This window comes from Sphingomonas sp. Leaf25 (assembly GCF_001421635.1).
Classification (GTDB): domain Bacteria; phylum Pseudomonadota; class Alphaproteobacteria; order Sphingomonadales; family Sphingomonadaceae; genus Sphingomonas.
In genome coordinates this window covers 1-17,559 of sequence record NZ_LMKU01000003.1, presented here as the reverse complement: position 1 = coordinate 17,559, position 17,559 = coordinate 1, and the positions used below count along the sequence as shown (strand labels likewise).

Annotated in this window: 15 protein-coding genes; 12 read left to right on the top strand and 3 right to left on the bottom strand. The window is 69.1% G+C overall.

The window, feature by feature from the left end:
- Positions 1–3: 3 nt before the first annotated feature.
- From ASE78_RS01725 to ASE78_RS01715, 3 genes are read right to left on the bottom strand one after another with little or no spacing between them, the layout of a single operon-like run.
- Positions 4–780 (bottom strand): hydrolase 1, exosortase A system-associated, encoded by a 777-nt coding sequence (locus ASE78_RS01725; protein WP_056492414.1) that lies wholly within the window; start codon positions 778–780, stop codon positions 4–6.
- Positions 765–1,436, bottom strand: coding sequence for a hypothetical protein (locus tag ASE78_RS01720; RefSeq protein WP_056492410.1), 672 nt, complete (start codon positions 1,434–1,436; stop codon positions 765–767). Before ASE78_RS01720 ends, ASE78_RS01725 begins: the two co-directional genes overlap by 16 nt.
- Entirely contained in the window at positions 1,433–1,705 is a 273-nt protein-coding gene (locus tag ASE78_RS01715; protein ID WP_055756552.1) for an acyl carrier protein, read from the bottom strand. The genes ASE78_RS01720 and ASE78_RS01715 overlap by 4 nt, the downstream gene beginning before the upstream one ends.
- A gap of 116 nt (positions 1,706–1,821) precedes the next feature.
- Between ASE78_RS01715 and ASE78_RS01710 the strand changes: the two genes are divergently transcribed.
- From ASE78_RS01710 to ASE78_RS01655, 12 genes are all read left to right on the top strand, one after another.
- Positions 1,822–3,330, top strand: a complete 1,509-nt coding sequence (locus ASE78_RS01710; RefSeq protein WP_056492407.1) for an AMP-binding protein — start codon at positions 1,822–1,824, stop codon at positions 3,328–3,330.
- Complete coding sequence (locus ASE78_RS01705) at positions 3,327–4,547, top strand: pyridoxal-dependent decarboxylase, exosortase A system-associated (RefSeq protein ID WP_056492401.1); 1,221 nt, start codon at positions 3,327–3,329, stop codon at positions 4,545–4,547. The genes ASE78_RS01710 and ASE78_RS01705 overlap by 4 nt, the downstream gene beginning before the upstream one ends.
- Before the next feature lie 143 nt (positions 4,548–4,690).
- Positions 4,691–5,323: an XrtA/PEP-CTERM system exopolysaccharide export protein gene (locus tag ASE78_RS01700; protein WP_230769810.1), complete on the top strand. Its 633-nt coding sequence runs from the start codon at positions 4,691–4,693 to the stop codon at positions 5,321–5,323.
- A gap of 1 nt (position 5,324) precedes the next feature.
- Positions 5,325–6,848 (top strand): XrtA system polysaccharide chain length determinant, encoded by a 1,524-nt coding sequence (locus ASE78_RS01695; RefSeq protein ID WP_056492394.1) that lies wholly within the window; start codon positions 5,325–5,327, stop codon positions 6,846–6,848.
- A 14-nt stretch (positions 6,849–6,862) separates the two neighbouring features.
- Entirely contained in the window at positions 6,863–7,765 is a 903-nt protein-coding gene (locus ASE78_RS01690) for an AAA family ATPase (RefSeq protein ID WP_056492391.1), read from the top strand.
- Positions 7,762–9,369 carry a hypothetical protein gene (locus ASE78_RS01685; RefSeq protein WP_056492388.1) on the top strand — a complete coding sequence of 536 codons (1,608 nt, stop codon included), beginning with the start codon at positions 7,762–7,764 and terminating at the stop codon, positions 9,367–9,369. Before ASE78_RS01690 ends, ASE78_RS01685 begins: the two co-directional genes overlap by 4 nt.
- A 38-nt stretch (positions 9,370–9,407) precedes the next feature.
- Positions 9,408–10,808, top strand: a complete 1,401-nt coding sequence (locus tag ASE78_RS01680) for an ExeA family protein (RefSeq protein WP_056492385.1) — start codon at positions 9,408–9,410, stop codon at positions 10,806–10,808.
- A gap of 5 nt (positions 10,809–10,813) precedes the next feature.
- The gene (locus ASE78_RS01675) at positions 10,814–11,653 is read left to right on the top strand and encodes an XrtA system polysaccharide deacetylase (RefSeq protein WP_056492382.1); all 840 of its coding nucleotides are present in this window, start codon (positions 10,814–10,816) and stop codon (positions 11,651–11,653) included.
- The gene (locus tag ASE78_RS01670) at positions 11,650–12,723 is read left to right on the top strand and encodes a FemAB family XrtA/PEP-CTERM system-associated protein (RefSeq protein ID WP_162236447.1); all 1,074 of its coding nucleotides are present in this window, start codon (positions 11,650–11,652) and stop codon (positions 12,721–12,723) included. Before ASE78_RS01675 ends, ASE78_RS01670 begins: the two co-directional genes overlap by 4 nt.
- The gene (locus tag ASE78_RS01665) at positions 12,720–13,904 is read left to right on the top strand and encodes a TIGR03087 family PEP-CTERM/XrtA system glycosyltransferase (RefSeq protein WP_056492380.1); all 1,185 of its coding nucleotides are present in this window, start codon (positions 12,720–12,722) and stop codon (positions 13,902–13,904) included. Before ASE78_RS01670 ends, ASE78_RS01665 begins: the two co-directional genes overlap by 4 nt.
- The gene (xrtA, locus tag ASE78_RS01660; RefSeq protein WP_056492377.1) at positions 13,901–15,427 is read left to right on the top strand and encodes an exosortase A; all 1,527 of its coding nucleotides are present in this window, start codon (positions 13,901–13,903) and stop codon (positions 15,425–15,427) included. Before ASE78_RS01665 ends, xrtA begins: the two co-directional genes overlap by 4 nt.
- A 1-nt stretch (position 15,428) precedes the next feature.
- Positions 15,429–17,315: an XrtA/PEP-CTERM system amidotransferase gene (locus ASE78_RS01655; protein ID WP_056492374.1), complete on the top strand. Its 1,887-nt coding sequence runs from the start codon at positions 15,429–15,431 to the stop codon at positions 17,313–17,315.
- The last annotated feature ends 244 nt before the right edge of the window (positions 17,316–17,559 follow it).

Below are 17,559 nucleotides of genomic sequence, written 5' to 3'. Positions count from 1 at the left end.
GGCTCAGCGTAGCGCCGCCAGCATTTGCTCGCGCAGCCATGCCCCGTCACCGTCGCGTCCGAAGCTGTGGCTGGCGGTCGGCCGCGATACGACCGGTACTTGCCGCGACAGGCGTTCGCCGCGCCATTCGCTGGCAAAGGCGATGGCGGTATTGTCGCCCTCGGCCAGCAGGATGCGCGTCGGCGTCCCCTGCTTTAGTCCGGCGACGAACGCGGCCATCAGCGGCGACCGCTCGTGCTTCGTGGCGATGATCTTGCGAACCCCGCCGATGACTCCGCGCAGGTCGACCCCGCCGCGGACCAGCCGTAACCATTCGGCGGGCGACCGCAGCCGCTCGCCATAGCGTGCCCGGATCACGGCGGCGGGCGGCAGCTCGTCGATCGGCTCGATGATCCACGGGTTCGCGAGCAGCAACGCATCGATCCCCGCGGCCTCATGGAACAGCGCCAGCGCGGTCGCCGCATCGCAATTACCGAAGGCGACGACCCGCCCGACCCCCGCCTGCGTACGAAAGGCAGCGGCGGCAGCGGCAATATCGGGTCCGCTCGACCGGAAGCCGAGGTTGATCCCGCCTGACTCCCCGATCCCGCGCCGGTCGAAGCGAAACACCGGAAAGCCTTGCGCAGCGATCGCGGCGGCGGCGAGCGCCATGCCGCGATGCGCGCCGATGCGCAGCTCGTTGCCGCCCGAGACGATCAACAGCCCGGTGTCGCCCGCCGCCTCGTCCAGCGTCGCGCCCAGCGTCTCGCCCATGCAGGGGAACGTCAGATGCCGGCGCATGCACGGCTCCATGCGGCGAGGTCTTCGGCAAGTTCCTCGGCCAGCACCCGGTCGTCGCCGGGTTCGGCCCGCCGCCACAACGGCGCGGCGTCGATCCGCAGGTCGGCGGGCGCCGGATCGGTGCCCAGCCTGACTACCCGTACCGGATGCGTCACGGCCGGCACGGCGGCGCCCAGTGCGTCGAGCAGGGGCCGGGCGATGCGGTTGCCGCTCAGCATCGCCACCGCCTCGCCGCTGTCGGCCTCGCCCGCCGCCTTCGCTACGCGGTGCAATTCGCGGACCAGCCGCGCGCCGGGCTGTGGGCTCAACTGCCACCGCCCGGCGACGTCGGCCTCGCCATCGATCAGCGCGCCGCCCCGGATCGATGCGGCGATCACCGGTCGCCCGGACGTCGCGCAGGCGGCGGCGAAGGCGGCGCGCCAGTCCGACAGGCTCGCCGCCTCGGTCGGGATCAGGCTATCGCCCTGTCCGGGCAGATCGGGCAGCATCGATCCGACGCCACGCTCGGCCAGCGCGCGCAGCAGACCGACCGCGAAGGTCCGCGTCCGGTTCGCTTCCTCGAACGGGGGCAGCGCCAGCGCCACGACCGGGCCGTCCGCCGGGCCGAAGCGCCACAGCGCTTCCTGCCCCCCGGCCCAGTCGTAGCGGTCGATCAAACGAGCGCCTTGCCGCTGGCGAAATGGACCAGCGAGCCGAAGCTTTCCATCGTGTCACCGTCGATGTCGTCGTCTTCGATCAGGATGCCGAGCCGGTCTTCCAGTTCGGTGAGCACACCCGCCACCGCCATCGAATCCAGTTCGGGCAGCGCGCCGAACAACGGCGTATCGTCGCGGAACGCGGCGACCCGATCGTCCGACAGGCCCAGCACGTCGCGCAATACCGCCCGCACGGTGGTCTCGATCTCGGTCTTGCCCTCTGGAACCACGCATACCCCCTGTCGCCGGCCTGTCCGCCGGACCGTTTCGGCGGATGTACGCGCAAGCCCGTGCGCTGCCAAGCCACGCGCTGGTACAGCCCGTCCCGAACGGGTAAAGGCGGGCGATGCCGTCGCCCGATCCCGTTCCGCTGCCGATCGACATGCTCCCGTTGCGCGGGCAGCCGGACGCGGCCGCGATCCGCGACCGGGACGGGACGCTCGATTATGCCGGCTTGGAGGACCGCGTCGCCCGCATCGCCGGCGGGCTGCGGGTACGGGGCCTGCGTCCCGGCGACCGGGTCGCGACGTGGCTTCCCAAGACGCGGTTGGCCTGCGTCCTGCCGCTGGCGGTGGCACGGGCCGGACTGGTTCACGTACCCGTTAACCCCGCGCTCAAGCGGGCGCAGGTCGCGCATATCCTTGGCGACAGCGGCGCGGCGCTGCTGCTGACCCAGCCGGGGCGCGCGGCGACACTGGCCGATGGCGACGTGCCCGATGGTTGCGCGGTCATCGTCGAGCCTCCCGAGGGCGATGCGATTGATGCCGATCCGGCGCGCGACTGTCATGCGCTGGCCGCGATCCTCTATACCTCGGGCTCGACCGGGCGGCCCAAGGGGGTGATGCTCAGCCACGCGAATTTGTGGCTCGGCGCGATTTCGGTCGCGCACTATCTGCGCCTGACGCCGGACGACCGGGTGCTGGCGGTGCTGCCGCTCAGCTTCGACTATGGCCAGAACCAGTTGTTCTCGACATGGGCGGCGGGCGGCAGCGTCGTCCCGCTCGATTATCTGACCGCGCGGGATGTGGTGAAGGCGGTCGAGCGCTTCGACATCACCACGCTGGCCGGCGTGCCGCCGCTATGGACCCAGTTGATCGAGACGAGATGGGACGACGCGGTCGCCGGCCGGCTGCGGCTGCTGACCAATTCGGGGGGGGCGCTGACCGCTTCCCTTGTCCGGGCGTTGCGCGGCCGGTTCCCGGTGGCCGATCTCTACGCGATGTACGGCCTGACCGAAGCATTCCGCTCGACCTGGCTCGATCCGGCGCTGATCGATGCCAACCCCGACGCGATCGGCCGCGCGATCCCGTTCGCCGAGGTCGCCGTCGTTCGCCCCGACGGCAGCCGCGCCGCGACGGGGGAGGCGGGCGAGCTGGTCCATGCCGGGCCGCTGGTCGCGCAGGGATATTGGCGGGATGCGCCACGCACCGCGCAGCGCTTCCGCCCCGCGCCCGACTGGATGGAAAGCGGCGGCACCGCGGTCTGGTCGGGGGACAGCGTGGCGCAAGGGAGCGACGGCTTGCTGCGCTTCGTCGGGCGCGCCGACGAGATGATAAAGGTCGCCGGCAACCGCATCAGCCCGACCGAGATCGAGGAAGCGGTGCTGGCGGGCAGCGAAGTGGCGGAGGCGGTGGCGATCGGCGTGCCCGATCCCCGGCAGGGGCAGGCGATCACCGTCGTCGCCCGCGCGCTGGTCGCCGATGCCGAGGACCGTGTCCGCACCCGCCTGCGCCGCGACCTGCCGATGTTCCAGCAGCCGGCGCGTTATATCTGGATCGACACCATGCCGCGCAACGCCAATGGCAAGCTCGATCGCTCGGGCCTGCGCGCGCTTGTGCTGGAGCGCGACGCATGAAGCCTGTCGGACCGATCCCGCCGGTCTTTGCCGGACAGCGCCGGTTGCAGGTCGGCGGAGTCGACTTCGCCGAGCTGCTGGCGCGGGCCGGCGACACGCCCGCGTTCCTGTACGACGGTGCGGCGATCGCCGGTCGGGTCGCGGCCTTGCGCGCCGCGCTGCCGCCGTCGGTCGGCATTCATTATGCGATCAAGGCCAATCCGCATGCCGATGTGCTGGCGCTGATCGCACCGCTGGTCGACGGCCTCGATGTCGCCTCGGGCGGCGAACTGGCCAAGGCGATTGCGGTCAAGCCGGCGCGGGCGGTCAGCTTCGCAGGACCCGGCAAGCGCGACGACGAACTGGCCGCGACGTTGGAGGCCAGCGCCACGCTGCACGCGGAATCGGAGGGCGAGGTGGAGCGCACGCTTGCCATCGCCGATCGCCTGGGACTGACCCCGCGCATCGCGGTGCGGGTGAACCCCGATTTCGAACTGCGCGGATCAGGCATGCGGATGGGCGGGCGCGCGTCGCCGTTCGGCGTCGATGCCGCGCGCGTGCCGACCCTCGTCCGCCATATCGTCGCGGCCGGCGCGGACTGGCACGGCTTCCACATCTTTGCCGGATCGCAGACGCTCGACACCGCCGCGCTGATCGAGACGCAGGCGGCCACCGTCACGCTCGCCGCGCGCCTGTCGGACGCGGCCGGCTATGCCCCGGCGTTCGTCAATCTGGGCGGCGGTTTCGGCATCCCCTATTTCCCTGGCGATACGCCGATCGACGTCACCGCGATCGGTGTCGCGTTGGGCGATACGCTCGCCGCTCGCGACCCGATCCTCTCTGAAACCGGCTTCGCGATCGAACTCGGCCGGTATCTGGTGGGCGAGGCGGGGGTCTACTGCACCCGTGTCGTCGACGTGAAGCGCAGCGGCGACGAATGGTTCGTCGTCGTCGATGGCGGATTGCATCACCAACTGGCCGCCAGCGGAAATTTCGGCACGGTGGTACGCCGAAACTATCCGGTCGCGCTGGCCGACCGGATGAATGCCGACCCGGCAATCACCGCGTCGGTCGTGGGCTGCCTCTGCACCCCGCTCGACCGCCTTGCCGACCGGATCGCCTTGCCTGCGGTATCGGTCGGCGACACCATCGCGATCTTTCAGGCGGGAGCCTATGGCGCGACCGCCAGCCCGCAGGCGTTTCTCGGCCACCCCCCGGCGCGCGAACTGCTGGTCTGAACGTACCCAACCGTCCCGATCCGGGGCAGGGCGGTTGCGGCGCTACGCAAGGCAACCCTATCTTTACCCCTTAACCTTCATGGTCGTTGGCAGTCCCGCGTCAGGTCGCTCCTGCGGTCGCGCTTGTTTGGATGAGGTATGGTATGCGCGGTAAGCGGCAATTGGGGTTTGGGGTCTGCATCGCGGCGCTGCTGGGTGGCTGCTCCGGCGGCGCGCGTCCCGAACTGCCCCCGGCACCGTTCGTTCAGGCGCGCGAGGCGCCGGGCGAGGATTATGTCATCGGTCCGCTCGACCAGCTCAACATCTTCGTGTGGCGCAATCCCGAATTGTCGGCGAAGGTCCAGGTCCGCCCCGACGGCCGCATCACCACGCCGCTCATCAACGACATGCCCGCCACCGGCAAGACACCGGCGATGCTGGCCGACGACCTGAAGCTGGCACTGGGCGAATATATCAAGGACCCGCTCGTCTCGGTCATCGTCGAGAATTTTTCGGGCACGTTCAGTCAGCAGGTGCGCGTGGTCGGCGCGACCGAAAAGCCCGCCTCGATCCCCTATCGCGCGAACATGACGCTGCTCGACGCGATGATCTCGGTCGGGGGGTTGAGCGAATTCGCCGCCGGCAATCGCGCGCGCCTCGTCCGCTACGATCGCGCTTCGGGCCAGCAGTCGGAATTTGGTCTCCGCATCTCCAGCCTGCTCAAGAACGGCGATTCGAGCGCGAACGTGCGGTTGCAGCCGGGCGACGTCATCATCATTCCCGAGAGCATGTTCTGAGATGGACGGGCTGTACGACGAACTGCGGCTGTCGCTGCACGCGATCTGGCAGCGACGCTGGATCGCGTTGGCCATCGCGTGGGTGGTGTGCCTCGGCGGCTGGCTGGCGGTCAGCCAGATTCCGAACAGCTATCAATCGACCGCGCGCGTGCTGGTGCAGATGCGCCAGGTGCTGCCCGGTGCCGAGGCGCAGGTCGCGCAGAACGAACAGGCCAAGGACATCGACCGCGTTCGCCAGACGCTGACCTCGGCGGTCAATCTCGAAAAGGTCGTACGCGGCACGTCGATGGCCGACAGCGTGTCGAGCGACGCCGATGTCGCCGATCGCGTCGCCTCGCTCCAGAACGCGATCAAGCTGACCGCGCAGCAGGACAATCTGTTCGAGATTTCGGCGACCTCGGGCAGCCCGAAGCTGGCGCGCGAGATCGTCCAGAAGATGATCGACATCTTCGTCGAGGATAACCTCAGCAGCGATCGCGACGCGACCAGCCAGTCGCTCCGCTTCCTCGATCAGCAGATCGCGCAGCGCCAGAAGCAGCTTGCCGATGCGGAAAGCCGGCGGCAGGCGTTCGAGCAGCAATATATGGCGCTGCTGCCCGGCACCGGATCGGTCGACGACCGCATGTCGAGCGCGCGCGAGCAACTGGCGCAGATCGAGGGCGATCTTGCCGCCGCGCAATCGAGCCTGAACGCCGCCAACGCGCAGATGGCGGGCACGGCGGCGACGCTGCCGGGCACGGCGGGTTCGGCCATCGCCGGGCCGGCGCGTGCGCGGCTGAGCGCGATCGAGGGGCAGATCGCCGAGGGGCGTAGCCGGGGCTGGACCGACTCGCACCCCGACATGGTCGCGCTCAACCGCCAGCTCGCCAGCGCGCGTGGCGCCGCGCGGAGCGAAGGCACCAGCGTCAGCGGCGGGACGGCGGCATCGCCCAACCCGCTCTACCTGCAATTGCGCGCCGCGCAGGCCGAACGGCAGGCGCGCGTCGCCGAACTCAACCAGCGCAAGAGCCTGATCGACGGACAGTTGAACGCGCTGCAATCGCGCATCGCCGCCGATCCGCAGGCAGCGGCGCAGCAGTCGCAGCTCGATCGCGACATCGCCTCGCTCAAGACGCAGTACGATACGCTGTTCCAGAACCGCGAACAGGTTCGCCTGCAAAGCAGCGTGCAGACCGATACCGATGCGGTGAAGTTCAGCGTGATCGATCCGCCGACGCAGCCGCGCGCGCCGACCGCGCCCAACCGGCCGCTGCTGCTGCTGGGCGTGCTGATCGTCGGGCTGGGGGCGGGGGTGGCGGCTGCCTTCGCGCTCAGCCGGCTCAGGACCAGCTTTGCGACGGCGGGTAAGCTGGAGAAAGTCAGCGGCATGCCGGTGCTCGGATCGATCGGCGAGGTCGTGACCGACGCGGTGAAGGCCGGTCGTGCCCGGCGGCTCAAGCTGTTCGCGGGCGGGGCCGGCGCGCTCGGGGTCGCGTTCGTGCTGTTGCTGGGGCTTGAATTCGCCCAGCGCGGACTGGTTGCGTGACGGAGAAGGATCCGATGAACTATTCTCCCCGACCGGTGCGGCCGTCGCTGCTGGAACGTGCCGCCGACCGCTGGACGTTCGCGCCGGCTGTGCCGGCGGAAGCGATCGCGCCCGAACCGGTGCCCGTACCGGCGCCCACAGCGCCATCGCGCAAGCCGGCGATGCCCTCGGCACGCCGTAGCCCCGTCGACATCGTGCCGATCGATCGTATCTTGCTGGCCGATCGCGGCATGCTGGTCCCCGGTGGACCGGTGACGGCGCTTGCCGAGGAATTCCGGCTGGTGAAGCGCCAGTTGCTCGCAACCGCCGACCGTGTCGCGAAGCGCGATGCCGATGCCGCGCGGATGATCCTCGTCTGTTCGGCGCAGCCGGGGGACGGCAAGACTTTTTGCGCGATCAATCTGGCGCTCTCGCTCGCGGCCGAACGCGATGTCGAAATCCTGCTGGTCGATGCGGACTTTGCCAAGCCCGACATTCTCGGGCGATTGGGGCTGCAGGGAGAACGCGGGTTACTCGACGCGCTGGCCGATCCGGCGGTGGATGCGGAGGCGTTGGTGATCGCGACCGACGTGCCGCAACTGTCGATCCTGCCTGCGGGAACCCGCAGCCATGCCGACACCGAACTGCTGCGCAGCGACCGGGCACGGCAGGTGGTGGCATCGTTGCTGGCCGCCGATCCGAACCGCATCGTCATCTTCGATTCGCCGCCGGCGCTGGCGGCGTCGCCCGCCGCCGTGCTGGCGACGCTGGTCGGGCAGACGATGCTGGTCGTCCGCGCCGACAAGAGCAGCGAGAGCGACCTGCGCGAAGCGGTCACGCTGCTCGACGGTTGCGAGGAAATCCAGTTGTTGCTGAACGCCACCACCTACCGCGCCGATGGCGCACGCTTTGGCTATTACGGACAGGAGCAGGCATGATGCGCTGGATCGCGCTTCCGATGACATTGGGCATGGGGGCGACCGCCGCCAATGCCCAGCGCGTCGATGTCTCGCCCTATCTGGAGGCCGGACAGGTTGTCGCTGCCGATCTGACCAACGGTGACGTCGTCACCTTTACCCAGTTGACGGCGGGCGTCGATGCGACCGTCACGACGCAGCGGGTGCAGGTGCAGGCCAATTACCAGTATCAGCGCTTCTTCGAATGGGAACGCGGGATCGGCGACAGCGACGTACATTCCGGCCTCGCGCGCGCCAATGTGAACCTGTTGCGCGGGTTGAGCCTTGAGGGCGGGGCGATCGCCACCCGCTCGCGCTCGGACATTCGCGGCGGGGGCTTCGGCCCGTTCGTCAACCGCAGCGACGTGAACAGTTCGCAGGTCTATGGCCTGTATGCCGGACCGACACTTGCGACACGGGCGGGGCCGTTCGCGGTCAACGCGACCTACCAATTCGGCTATACCAAGGCCGAGGTACCGGGCTTCGTCGATCTGCCCGCCGGCCAGCGTCGGCTGGATTATTATGACGAGGCGACCAGCCATTTGGTGTTCGGCAGCATCGGCACGCGCGCCGGCACGCTTCTGCCGATCGGTTTCACCGTGTCGGGCGCATGGACCCGCGAGGACGCCGGTCAGCTCGACCAGCAGTTCGAGGGCACCTATGGCCGGGTCGATGCGGTGCTGCCGGTCACGCCGACGCTCGCGGTCATCGGCGGTGTCGGCTATGAAAAGATCGAGGCGACGCAGCGCGATCCCCTGCTCGACGCGACCGGCGCCCCGGTGCTCGACGGGGCGGGGCGCTATGTCACCGATCCGGCGTCCGCGCCCCGCCTTGCCTATGATACCGACGGCATCATCTGGGATGCGGGCGTGCTGTGGCGGCCGTCACCGCGCACCACGCTGGAGGCGCGGATCGGGCGGCGCTACGGTACGATGAGCTACATCGGCTCCTTCTCATGGGCCAGCGGCCCGGGGGCGGGGGTGCAGGTCGGCGTCTATGACAGCGTCACCACCTTTGGTCGGCAGTTGACCGGATCACTGGCGCAACTGCCGACCAGCTTTTTCGGCGGCAACGATCCGTTCGGATCGCGCTATGGCGGCTGCACCTTCGGCGGCGGCAGCTCGCCCGATGGCGCGCCTGCCCCCGGCGGGTGCCTGACGCCGGTGTTCCAGTCGATCAGCAGCGCGACCTATCGTGCGCGCGGGGTTGATGCGGTCTATTCGGTCACGCACGGTGGCACCCGGCTGGGTGTCGGCGCGGGCTATGCCAACCGCCGCTATTATTTGCCGCCGGTGCCCGGCGCGGTCGTCTATCGCGCGAACGATCAGAGCTATTACGTTCAGGGCTTCGGGCAATGGGCGCTCGACAGCCGGTCGGGGCTGACCGCCGATCTCTATGGCAACTATTTCAGCAGCGGGATCGAGGGTGCGCCCGATGCCTGGGGCGGCGGGGCGCAGGGGTCCTATTACCGGACGTTCGGGCGCGCCTATGGCAGCCTGTCGGCCGGCGTCTACGGCTTCGACGTCGAGGGGGGCGACGCCGATGTGATCGCCCAGGCGTTGCTGGCGATGGGTATCCGGTTCTGAACCGTGTGAGCGGGGCGACACGCCCCACGGAGACGATGATGTACGACGATCATTATGGCCTGAGCGGACGCCCGTTCCAGTTGACGCCCGACCCGGCGTTCTGGTTCGACACCGCGACGCATCGCAAAGCAATGGCCTATCTTGGCTATGGGCTGAGCCAAGGCGAGGGGTTCATCGTCATCACCGGTGATCCGGGCACCGGCAAGACGACGCTGGTCGGCCATCTGATGGCGACGATCGATGCCGAGCGGCTGAACGTGATCCGCATCGTCACCACCCAGATCGAGGCCGACGACCTGTTGCGGCTGGTCGCGGCAGGGCTCGACGTCGACCATGGCGGGCTGACCAAGGCGCAGTTGCTCGCGGCGATCGAGCGTGGGCTGCACAATGTCGCGCGCTCAGGCCGGCGGACGCTGCTGGTGATCGACGAGGCGCAGTCGCTGCCGGTCGCGTCGATCGAAGAGCTGCGGATGCTGTCGAACTTTCAGGCGGGCGGCTATGCGCTGCTCCAGATCTTCCTGCTCGGCCAGCCCGAGTTTCGCCAGCGGCTCCACGGATCGGACCGGCTGGAGCAACTCCGCCAGCGCGTGATCGCGATGCACCACCTCGACCCGATGGGTGTCGAGGAAGTCGGGCCGTATCTCGAACATCGGCTGCGCATCGTCGGCTGGACCGGGCGGCCGAGTTTTGCGGAAGACGCGATCGCGGCGCTCCACCGCTGGTCGGGCGGTATCCCGCGCCGGCTGAACCAGCTGACCGGACGGGTGATGCTGTTCGGTGCAATCGAGGGGGTCGATGACTTCGTCGGCCGCCATGTCGAACAGGTGATCGACGATCTCGATGGCGACGGCCTTGGCAGCGTGACGCGCGATGCCGTGCCGCGTGTCGCGCCCGAACCCGAGATCGTCGTGCCACCGATCGCCGAACCCGTCGCCGAACTGCCGCCCGAACCGGTCGCCCCGCCAACGCCGGTGATCGAGCCTGCCACGATCGAACCGGAAGCGGTCGAACCGGAACCGCTGCCGATGACCCCGCCGCCGCCGCCGATGCCGCCGCGTCCGATCCACCTGTCGGTCGTGCCGGCGCAGGCATGGGACACGCCGCCGCTGCTCGATCGCGACGACGAGGATTTCGATGCGCTGCCCGACGCCCGCGACAGTTGGTACGACGGCGACGCCCCGGCGGCGGCGCGTGCCGAGTATCGCGCGCCGCCGGTCGAACCGGTGGTGACGATCGACATGCCGGTTGCGCCTCCGCCTGCTCCAGCGGCCGATGCACCGGGCGAGGACGCTGCGCCGCTGCACGAGCGCATCGCCATGCTTGAAACCCGGCTGGAGGAACAGGAAGCGGCGCTGCGCCGGGTGCTGACGCTGCTGGTCGACTGGGTCGAGAGCGATCAGCGCCGGCCCGACCTGTCCGGCCTGCGCGCGGCGAGCTGACCTCGATGCGCAACGCCATGTCGGTCGATGTCGAGGACTGGTTTCAGGTCGGGGCGTTCGAAACCGTGATCGACCGTCGCGACTGGAACGGCCTCGAACACCGGGTCGAGGCCAATACCGACGCGGTGCTCGACCTGTTCGCCGAGGCGGGCGTGCAGGCGACGTTCTTCACGCTCGGCTGGGTCGCCGATCGCTTTCCTGCGCTGATGCGGCGGATCGTCGCGGGCGGGCATGAAGTGGCGAGCCATGGCTATGACCATGCGCGGGTGTTCACTTTTACGCCCGACCAGTTCCGTGCCGATCTGGCGAAGGCGCGCACCGCGCTGGAGGATGCCTCGGGGCAGGCGGTGACGGGCTATCGCGCGCCGAGCTTCTCGATCGATACCCGGACGCCATGGGCGCATTCGGTTCTGGCGGAGGCGGGCTATGCCTATTCGTCGTCGGTCGCGCCGGTGCGGCATGACCATTATGGCTGGCAGGGCAGCCCGCGCGCGATCCATCGCCCATTGGCTGATGCCGGTCTGATCGAATGGCCGATCACGCTCGCGCGCGTTGCCGGGCGCGACGTGCCGGCGGGGGGCGGCTTCTTTCGCCTGTTGCCCAACCGGGTCGTCGAACGCGCGGTCGAGCGGAGCAATGGCGACGATCGCCACCCGGCGATGTTCTATTTCCATCCATGGGAAATCGATCCCGGCCAGCCGCGCGTGGCGTGCGCGCCGCTCCGGTCGCGCATCCGCCATTATTCGCGGCTGGGCGCGATGGCGGGAAAACTGCGGCGGCTGCTGGCGGAGCATGAATGGGATCGCAGCGACCGGATCGTCGCCGCGCATGCGGCCGGCCTGTGAACGCGCCAGTCACCATCGTACGGGCAGTCCGCGCCGCCGCGCTCAGCGACCCGGCCGAACGCGCGCGGATCGATGCGTTCGTGACGGCGCATCCCGAGGGTACGCCGTTCCATCTGCCCGAATGGGGCGAGGCGACGGCGGCAGGCTGCGGCCAGTCGTTCCGCATGCTGCTGGTCGAGGGTAGCAATGGCGCCTTGCTGGGGCTGCTGCCGCTGACGCATGTCCGCTCGCCGCTGTTCGGTGCGGCGCTGGTATCGACCGGGTTCGCGGTCGGCGGCGGCGTGCTCGCGATCGATCCGGCGGCGGCGCAGGCGCTGGCCGATGCGGCGGTATCGCTTGCGGCCGAGCTGACCGTGCCGACGATTGAGCTGCGCGGCGGGCCGGCACCAGCGGGAGCGGGATGGAGCTTCGACGATACGCGCTACCTCGGCTTCGTCCGCGATCTTGCCGCCGATGACGATGCCGAACTGCTCGCCGTCCCCCGCAAACAGCGTGCCGATGTGCGCAAGGCGCTGGCGATGCCGTTCGCGGTCGCGATCGGTCGCGATGCGACGGCGCGGTCCGAGCATTTCCATGTCTATGCCACCTCGGTCCGCAATCTCGGCACGCCGGTATTCCCCAAACGGCTGTTCGCCGAAGTGCTCGACCGGTTCGGCAAGCGCGCTGACGTCCTGACCATTTGCCACGAAGGTGTACCGGTCGCCAGCGTCCTGTCGCTTTACTGGCGCGGCATGGTCTATCCTTATTGGGGCGGCGGTACGGCGGCGGCGCGGGGATTGCGCGCGAACGAGCGGATGTATTTCGAATTGATGCGCCATGCCCGTGCCAAGGGGTGTAGCCGGTTCGACTTCGGCCGGTCGAAGGTCGGCACCGGGCCGGCGGCGTACAAGAAGAACTGGGGCTTCACCGGTGAGCCGCTCGGCTATCCGACATGGACGGCTTCGGGGGCGGCACCGCGCGATGCCAGCCCGCTCAATCCGCGCTACCGGGCGAAGATCGCGGCGTGGCAGAAACTGCCGCTGCCGATCGCCAACCGCATCGGCCCGTGGATCGCAAAGGGGCTGGGGTGAGCGACATCCTGTTCCTCGCCCATCGCACGCCCTATCCCCCCGATCGCGGCGACAAGGTACGCAGCCACCATGTCCTGAAGCACCTCTCGACCCTCGGCCGGGTGCATCTGGCGACCTTTGCCGACGACCACCGCGATCTGGGCCATGACGCGGTGCTCGGAACGTGGTGTGCGAGTGCGCAGGTGATCCGCCGGACCAAAGGCAATCCGCGTGCCGCGCTCGAGGCGCTGGCGACTGGTCGCCCGGTGTCGCTGACCGCGTTCGATGCGCCGACGATGCGGCGTGCGGTCGCCGGGCTGCTGGCCGCCCGCCGCTATGACGGCATCTATGTCTATTCGGGGCAGATGGCGCAGTATCTGCCGGGCGACGCGCGCTTCGTCATGGATTTCGTCGATGTCGATTCGGCCAAGTTCGCCGGCTATGCCGCTACCGCCCGGCCGCCCATGCGTTGGATGCTCGCGCGCGAGGCGCGGTTGCTGGGACGGTTCGAGCAGGCGGTCGCCGAGCGGGCGATTGCGACGCTGCTGGTCAGCCGGGCCGAGGCCGAACTGTTCGGCGCGGGGGAGCATGTCGTCGCGATCGAGAACGGGATCGATACCGGCTTCTTCGATCCGGCAATCGTCCGGCCGGTTGCGAGCGACACGCCGCTGATCGTCTTTACCGGGCAGATGGATTATCGCCCGAACGTCGATGCTGTCCGTTGGTTTGCGCAGGACGTGCTGCCGATCATCCGCCGGACGCATCCGACGGTCCGCTTCGCCATTGTTGGTCGCAAGCCGACGGCGGCGGTGCAGGCGCTGGCCGGCGACGCGGTGATCGTGACCGGTGAGGTCGCCGATGTGCGCGGCTGGATCGCTGCCGCCCGTGTCGTCGTCGCGCCGCTGCTGCTGGCGCGGGGCATCCAGAACAAGGTGCTGGAAGCGATGGCGATGGCGCGCCCGGTCGTCGCGTCGCAGGCGGCGGCCGAAGGGATCGACCATGGCGGCACGCTGCGCGTCGCGGCCGATGCCGCCGCTCATGCCGGCGAGGTCGTACATCTCCTTGACGATCGGAGCGCGGCCGATGCGCTCGGTGCCGCCGCGCGGGCGCGGGTGATCGCGCGCTATGGCTGGGATGCGTGTCTTGCGCCGCTTGGCGGCTTGATGGGGCTGCCGCCGGCTGGCAACCGGATCGCGGCATGACGATCGCGCTTTCCTCTGGCTCGGCCGAACCGCGCACCGCCGATGCGGCGTGGCGGACGAGCCTGCTGGCGCTCGCCGGACTGTGGGTGGCGTTGTTGCTGCTGTTCCGCCGCGATGTGGCGGACATCGTCGGCATCTGGTGGAATTCGACGACCTATGGCCATTGCCTGTTCGTACCGCCGATCCTCGGCTGGCTGGTGTGGCAACGCCGCGCCGATCTTGCGCAGGTGCGGCCCGCCGCATGGGCACCGGGACTGTTCTGGGTCGCGGGCGGCGGGGTCGTCTGGCTGATCGGCGAGGCGGCGGCGGTCGCGCTGTTCCGGCATGCCGGGCTGGTGCTGCTGCTGCAGGGCGCGGCGATCACCATGCTCGGGCGGCGGGTCGCGCAGGGGCTGGCGTTTCCGCTGGCCTATATGGCGTTCCTCGTGCCGTTCGGTGACTTCCTCGAACCGCGGTTGCAGGCGGCGACGGTCGATATGACGATGCCGCTACTGCATTTGCTGGGTGTGCCGGCGCGGGTCGACGGGGTGCTCATCACCATTCCGGGCGGCTATTTCGAAGTCGCGGAGGCGTGTTCCGGGGCCAAGTTCCTGATCGCGATGGTGGCCTATGGCGCGCTGGTCGCCAACGTCTGCTATGTCGATTGGCGGCGGCGGGCGGGTTTCATGGCGATGGCGATCGTCGTGCCGATCCTCGCCAACGGCCTGCGCGCGGCGGGGACGATCTATGCCGCGCATCTGACCTCGGTCGAGGCGGCGACCGGGTTCGACCACATCGTCTATGGCTGGGTGTTCTTTGCGCTGACGATGGCGGCGGTGCTGGCGCTTGGCTGGCGCTGGTTCGATCGCGATCCCGACGCGCCGTGGTTCGATGCCGCGCGGCTGGCCGGCCTGCCGATGCGCCCGACCGACCGGTCGTTGGCGGCCGGCGCGGTGCTGGGAATCGCGGTGGCCTTTGCCGCATGGGGGCATGTGATCGACACGCGGGCGCAGCCGCTGCCGCAGCGGATCGAGTTGCCCGCCGTACCGGGCTGGCAGCGGGTGGCGATCATCGGCGAGCCATGGGTGCCCAACTATCCCGGTGCCGATCATTTCCTGATCGGGCGCTATGGCGATGGGCAGGGGCGGCAGGTCGACATGGCGATCGCGGTCTATGGATCGCAGGGCGAGGGGCATGAACTGGTGGGTTTCGGACAAGGGGCGATCCGCGAGAATGACCGCTGGGTCCGTGTCGCCGATACTGCGCCGATCGCGGGCGGTGCGGCGCTCAGGATGGCCGCGCCGGGGCCGGTCGAGCGTGAGACGGCAACTTGGTATCGCGTGGGTGACATCGTCACCGGCGATCCCGATCGGGTGAAGCTGGAGACGTTGAAGGCGCGGTTGCTCGGCGGGCCACAGCGCGGCGTCGCGATATTGCTGTCGGCGCAGAAAGGTGCGCAGGAGCCACGTGCTGCGATTTCCGCGTTTCTGAAAGCGGCGGGGCCGGTCGAGGCGATTGCCGATCAAGCGGCGGGGATGCGCTGAGATGTGCGGTATCGCCGGGCTGTTCTATCCCGTCACCCCCAAACCGGTCGATCCCGCCCGGATCGCCGCCATGTGCGAGGTGCAGGCGCATCGTGGTCCCGACGGGTCGGGCGTATGGACCGATGCCGGCGTCGGGCTCGGCCATCGGCGACTGTCGATCATCGATGTCGCGGGCAGCCCGCAGCCGATGGCGTTGCCCGACCGGTCGGCGGTCGTCACCTTCAACGGCGAAATCTACAATTTCGCCGAGGTCCGCGCCGAACTGCGGGCGAAGGGGGCGGCGTTCGTCACGCAGGGTGATACCGAGGTGCTGCTCCACGCCTGGGCGGCGTGGGGGCCGGACATGCTGGCGCGGTTGAACGGCATGTTCGCCTTCGCGCTCTATGATGCGCGGACGCGGTCGCTGTTCCTCGCCCGCGACCGGATGGGGGTGAAGCCGCTCCACTATGTCGAACTGAGCGACGGGGCGGTGGCGTTCGCTTCCGAGCTGAAAGGGCTGCTCGCGCATCCGCTGGTGCGGCGGACGCCGCATGTCGCGGCGATCGAGGATTACATGGCGTTCGGCTATGTCCCCGACGACACCAGCATCGTCGCCGGAGTGCGCAAGCTGCCGGCCGGGCATTTCCTGTTGCTCGAACGGGGGAAGCCGGTGCCGGCGCCCGTGCGCTGGTGGGACATCGATTTCTCGAACCGGGCGAAGGGCAGCGTGCGCGAGCTCTCGGCCGAACTGACCGAGCGGATGCGACAGGCGGTACGGTCGCGGATGGTGGCCGACGTGCCGCTCGGCGCGTTCCTGTCGGGCGGGGTCGACAGTTCGGCGGTAGTCGCGCTGATGGCCGAGGCGAGCCGGCAACCGGTCAAGACCTGCACCATCGGCTTCGACGAGGCGGGGCATGACGAGCGCGGGCCGGCCGAGCTGGTCGCGCGGCGCTTCGCGACCGAGCACCGCGTCCGCACCGTCGCGTCGGACGACTTCGCGCTGATCGACCCGCTGGTCGCGGCGTTCGACGAGCCGTTCGCCGATGCCTCGGCACTCGCGACCTACCGCGTGTGTGCGCTGGCGCGGGAGAATGTGACCGTCGCGCTGTCGGGCGACGGGGCGGACGAGGCGCTGGCGGGGTATCGGCGGTATCGATTCCATGCCGTCGAGGAGCGCGTCCGCGCGCTGTTGCCCGAAGGCGTGCGCGGATCGGTGTTCGGTACGCTCGGCCGGATGTGGCCCAAGGCGGACTGGGCACCGCGCCCGCTGCGCGCCAGGACGACGCTGCTGGCGCTGGCCGAGGGGGGCGAGGCAGCCTATGCCCGGGCGGTCGGGGTGACGACGCCGGCGGTGCGCCAGCGGCTGTACAACGCCGCCACCGCGCAGGCGATCGGCGGGTATCGCGCCGAGGAACGCTATGTCGCGGCGATGCGCGAGGCACCGGCGCGCGACGGGCTGGACCGGGCGCAATATGCCGATTTCCGCCACTGGCTGCCCGGCGACATTCTGACCAAGGTCGACCGCACGAGCATGGCGGTGGGGCTGGAAGCACGCGAGCCGCTGCTCGACCACCGGCTGGTTGAGTTTTGCGCCACGCTGCCTTCCGCGATGCGGTTGCGTGGTGGCGAGGGCAAGTGGCTGATGAAGAAGGCGCTGGAGCCATGGTTGCCGCGCGAGATCCTGTATCGACCGAAGATGGGGTTCGTGACGCCGATCAGCGCGTGGTTCCGGGGGCCACTGGCCGACGAGGCGGCGGGGTTGGCGCGCTCGCCGGTGCTGGCGGCGTGGTTCGATCCGCATATGATCGAACGGCTGGCGGCCGACCATCGCAGCGGGCGGGCCGAACATGGCCGGACGCTGTGGCAGTTGGTGATGCTGGAGCGGAGCGCGAGGCGGCTTTTCGGGTGAATTGAAGCTGTTGGCCAGAGAACGTCTGATATGTTGTCAGCTTCAATTTCTTCCAAAGTTTACCCTACATGTTTGATCCCGGTATTTGATGGTGCATCATCGGCGCAAGCCTGGAAGGATGCACTATGGGACAGGTTCTACACGGGAGCACCCGCACGACAGAGGCAGTCCGTCGAGCGATACTGAAGCGTCCCGGGTTTCCTGGAGGCATTTAGGTTTGGGTCATGCGGCCATATCGAGTTCC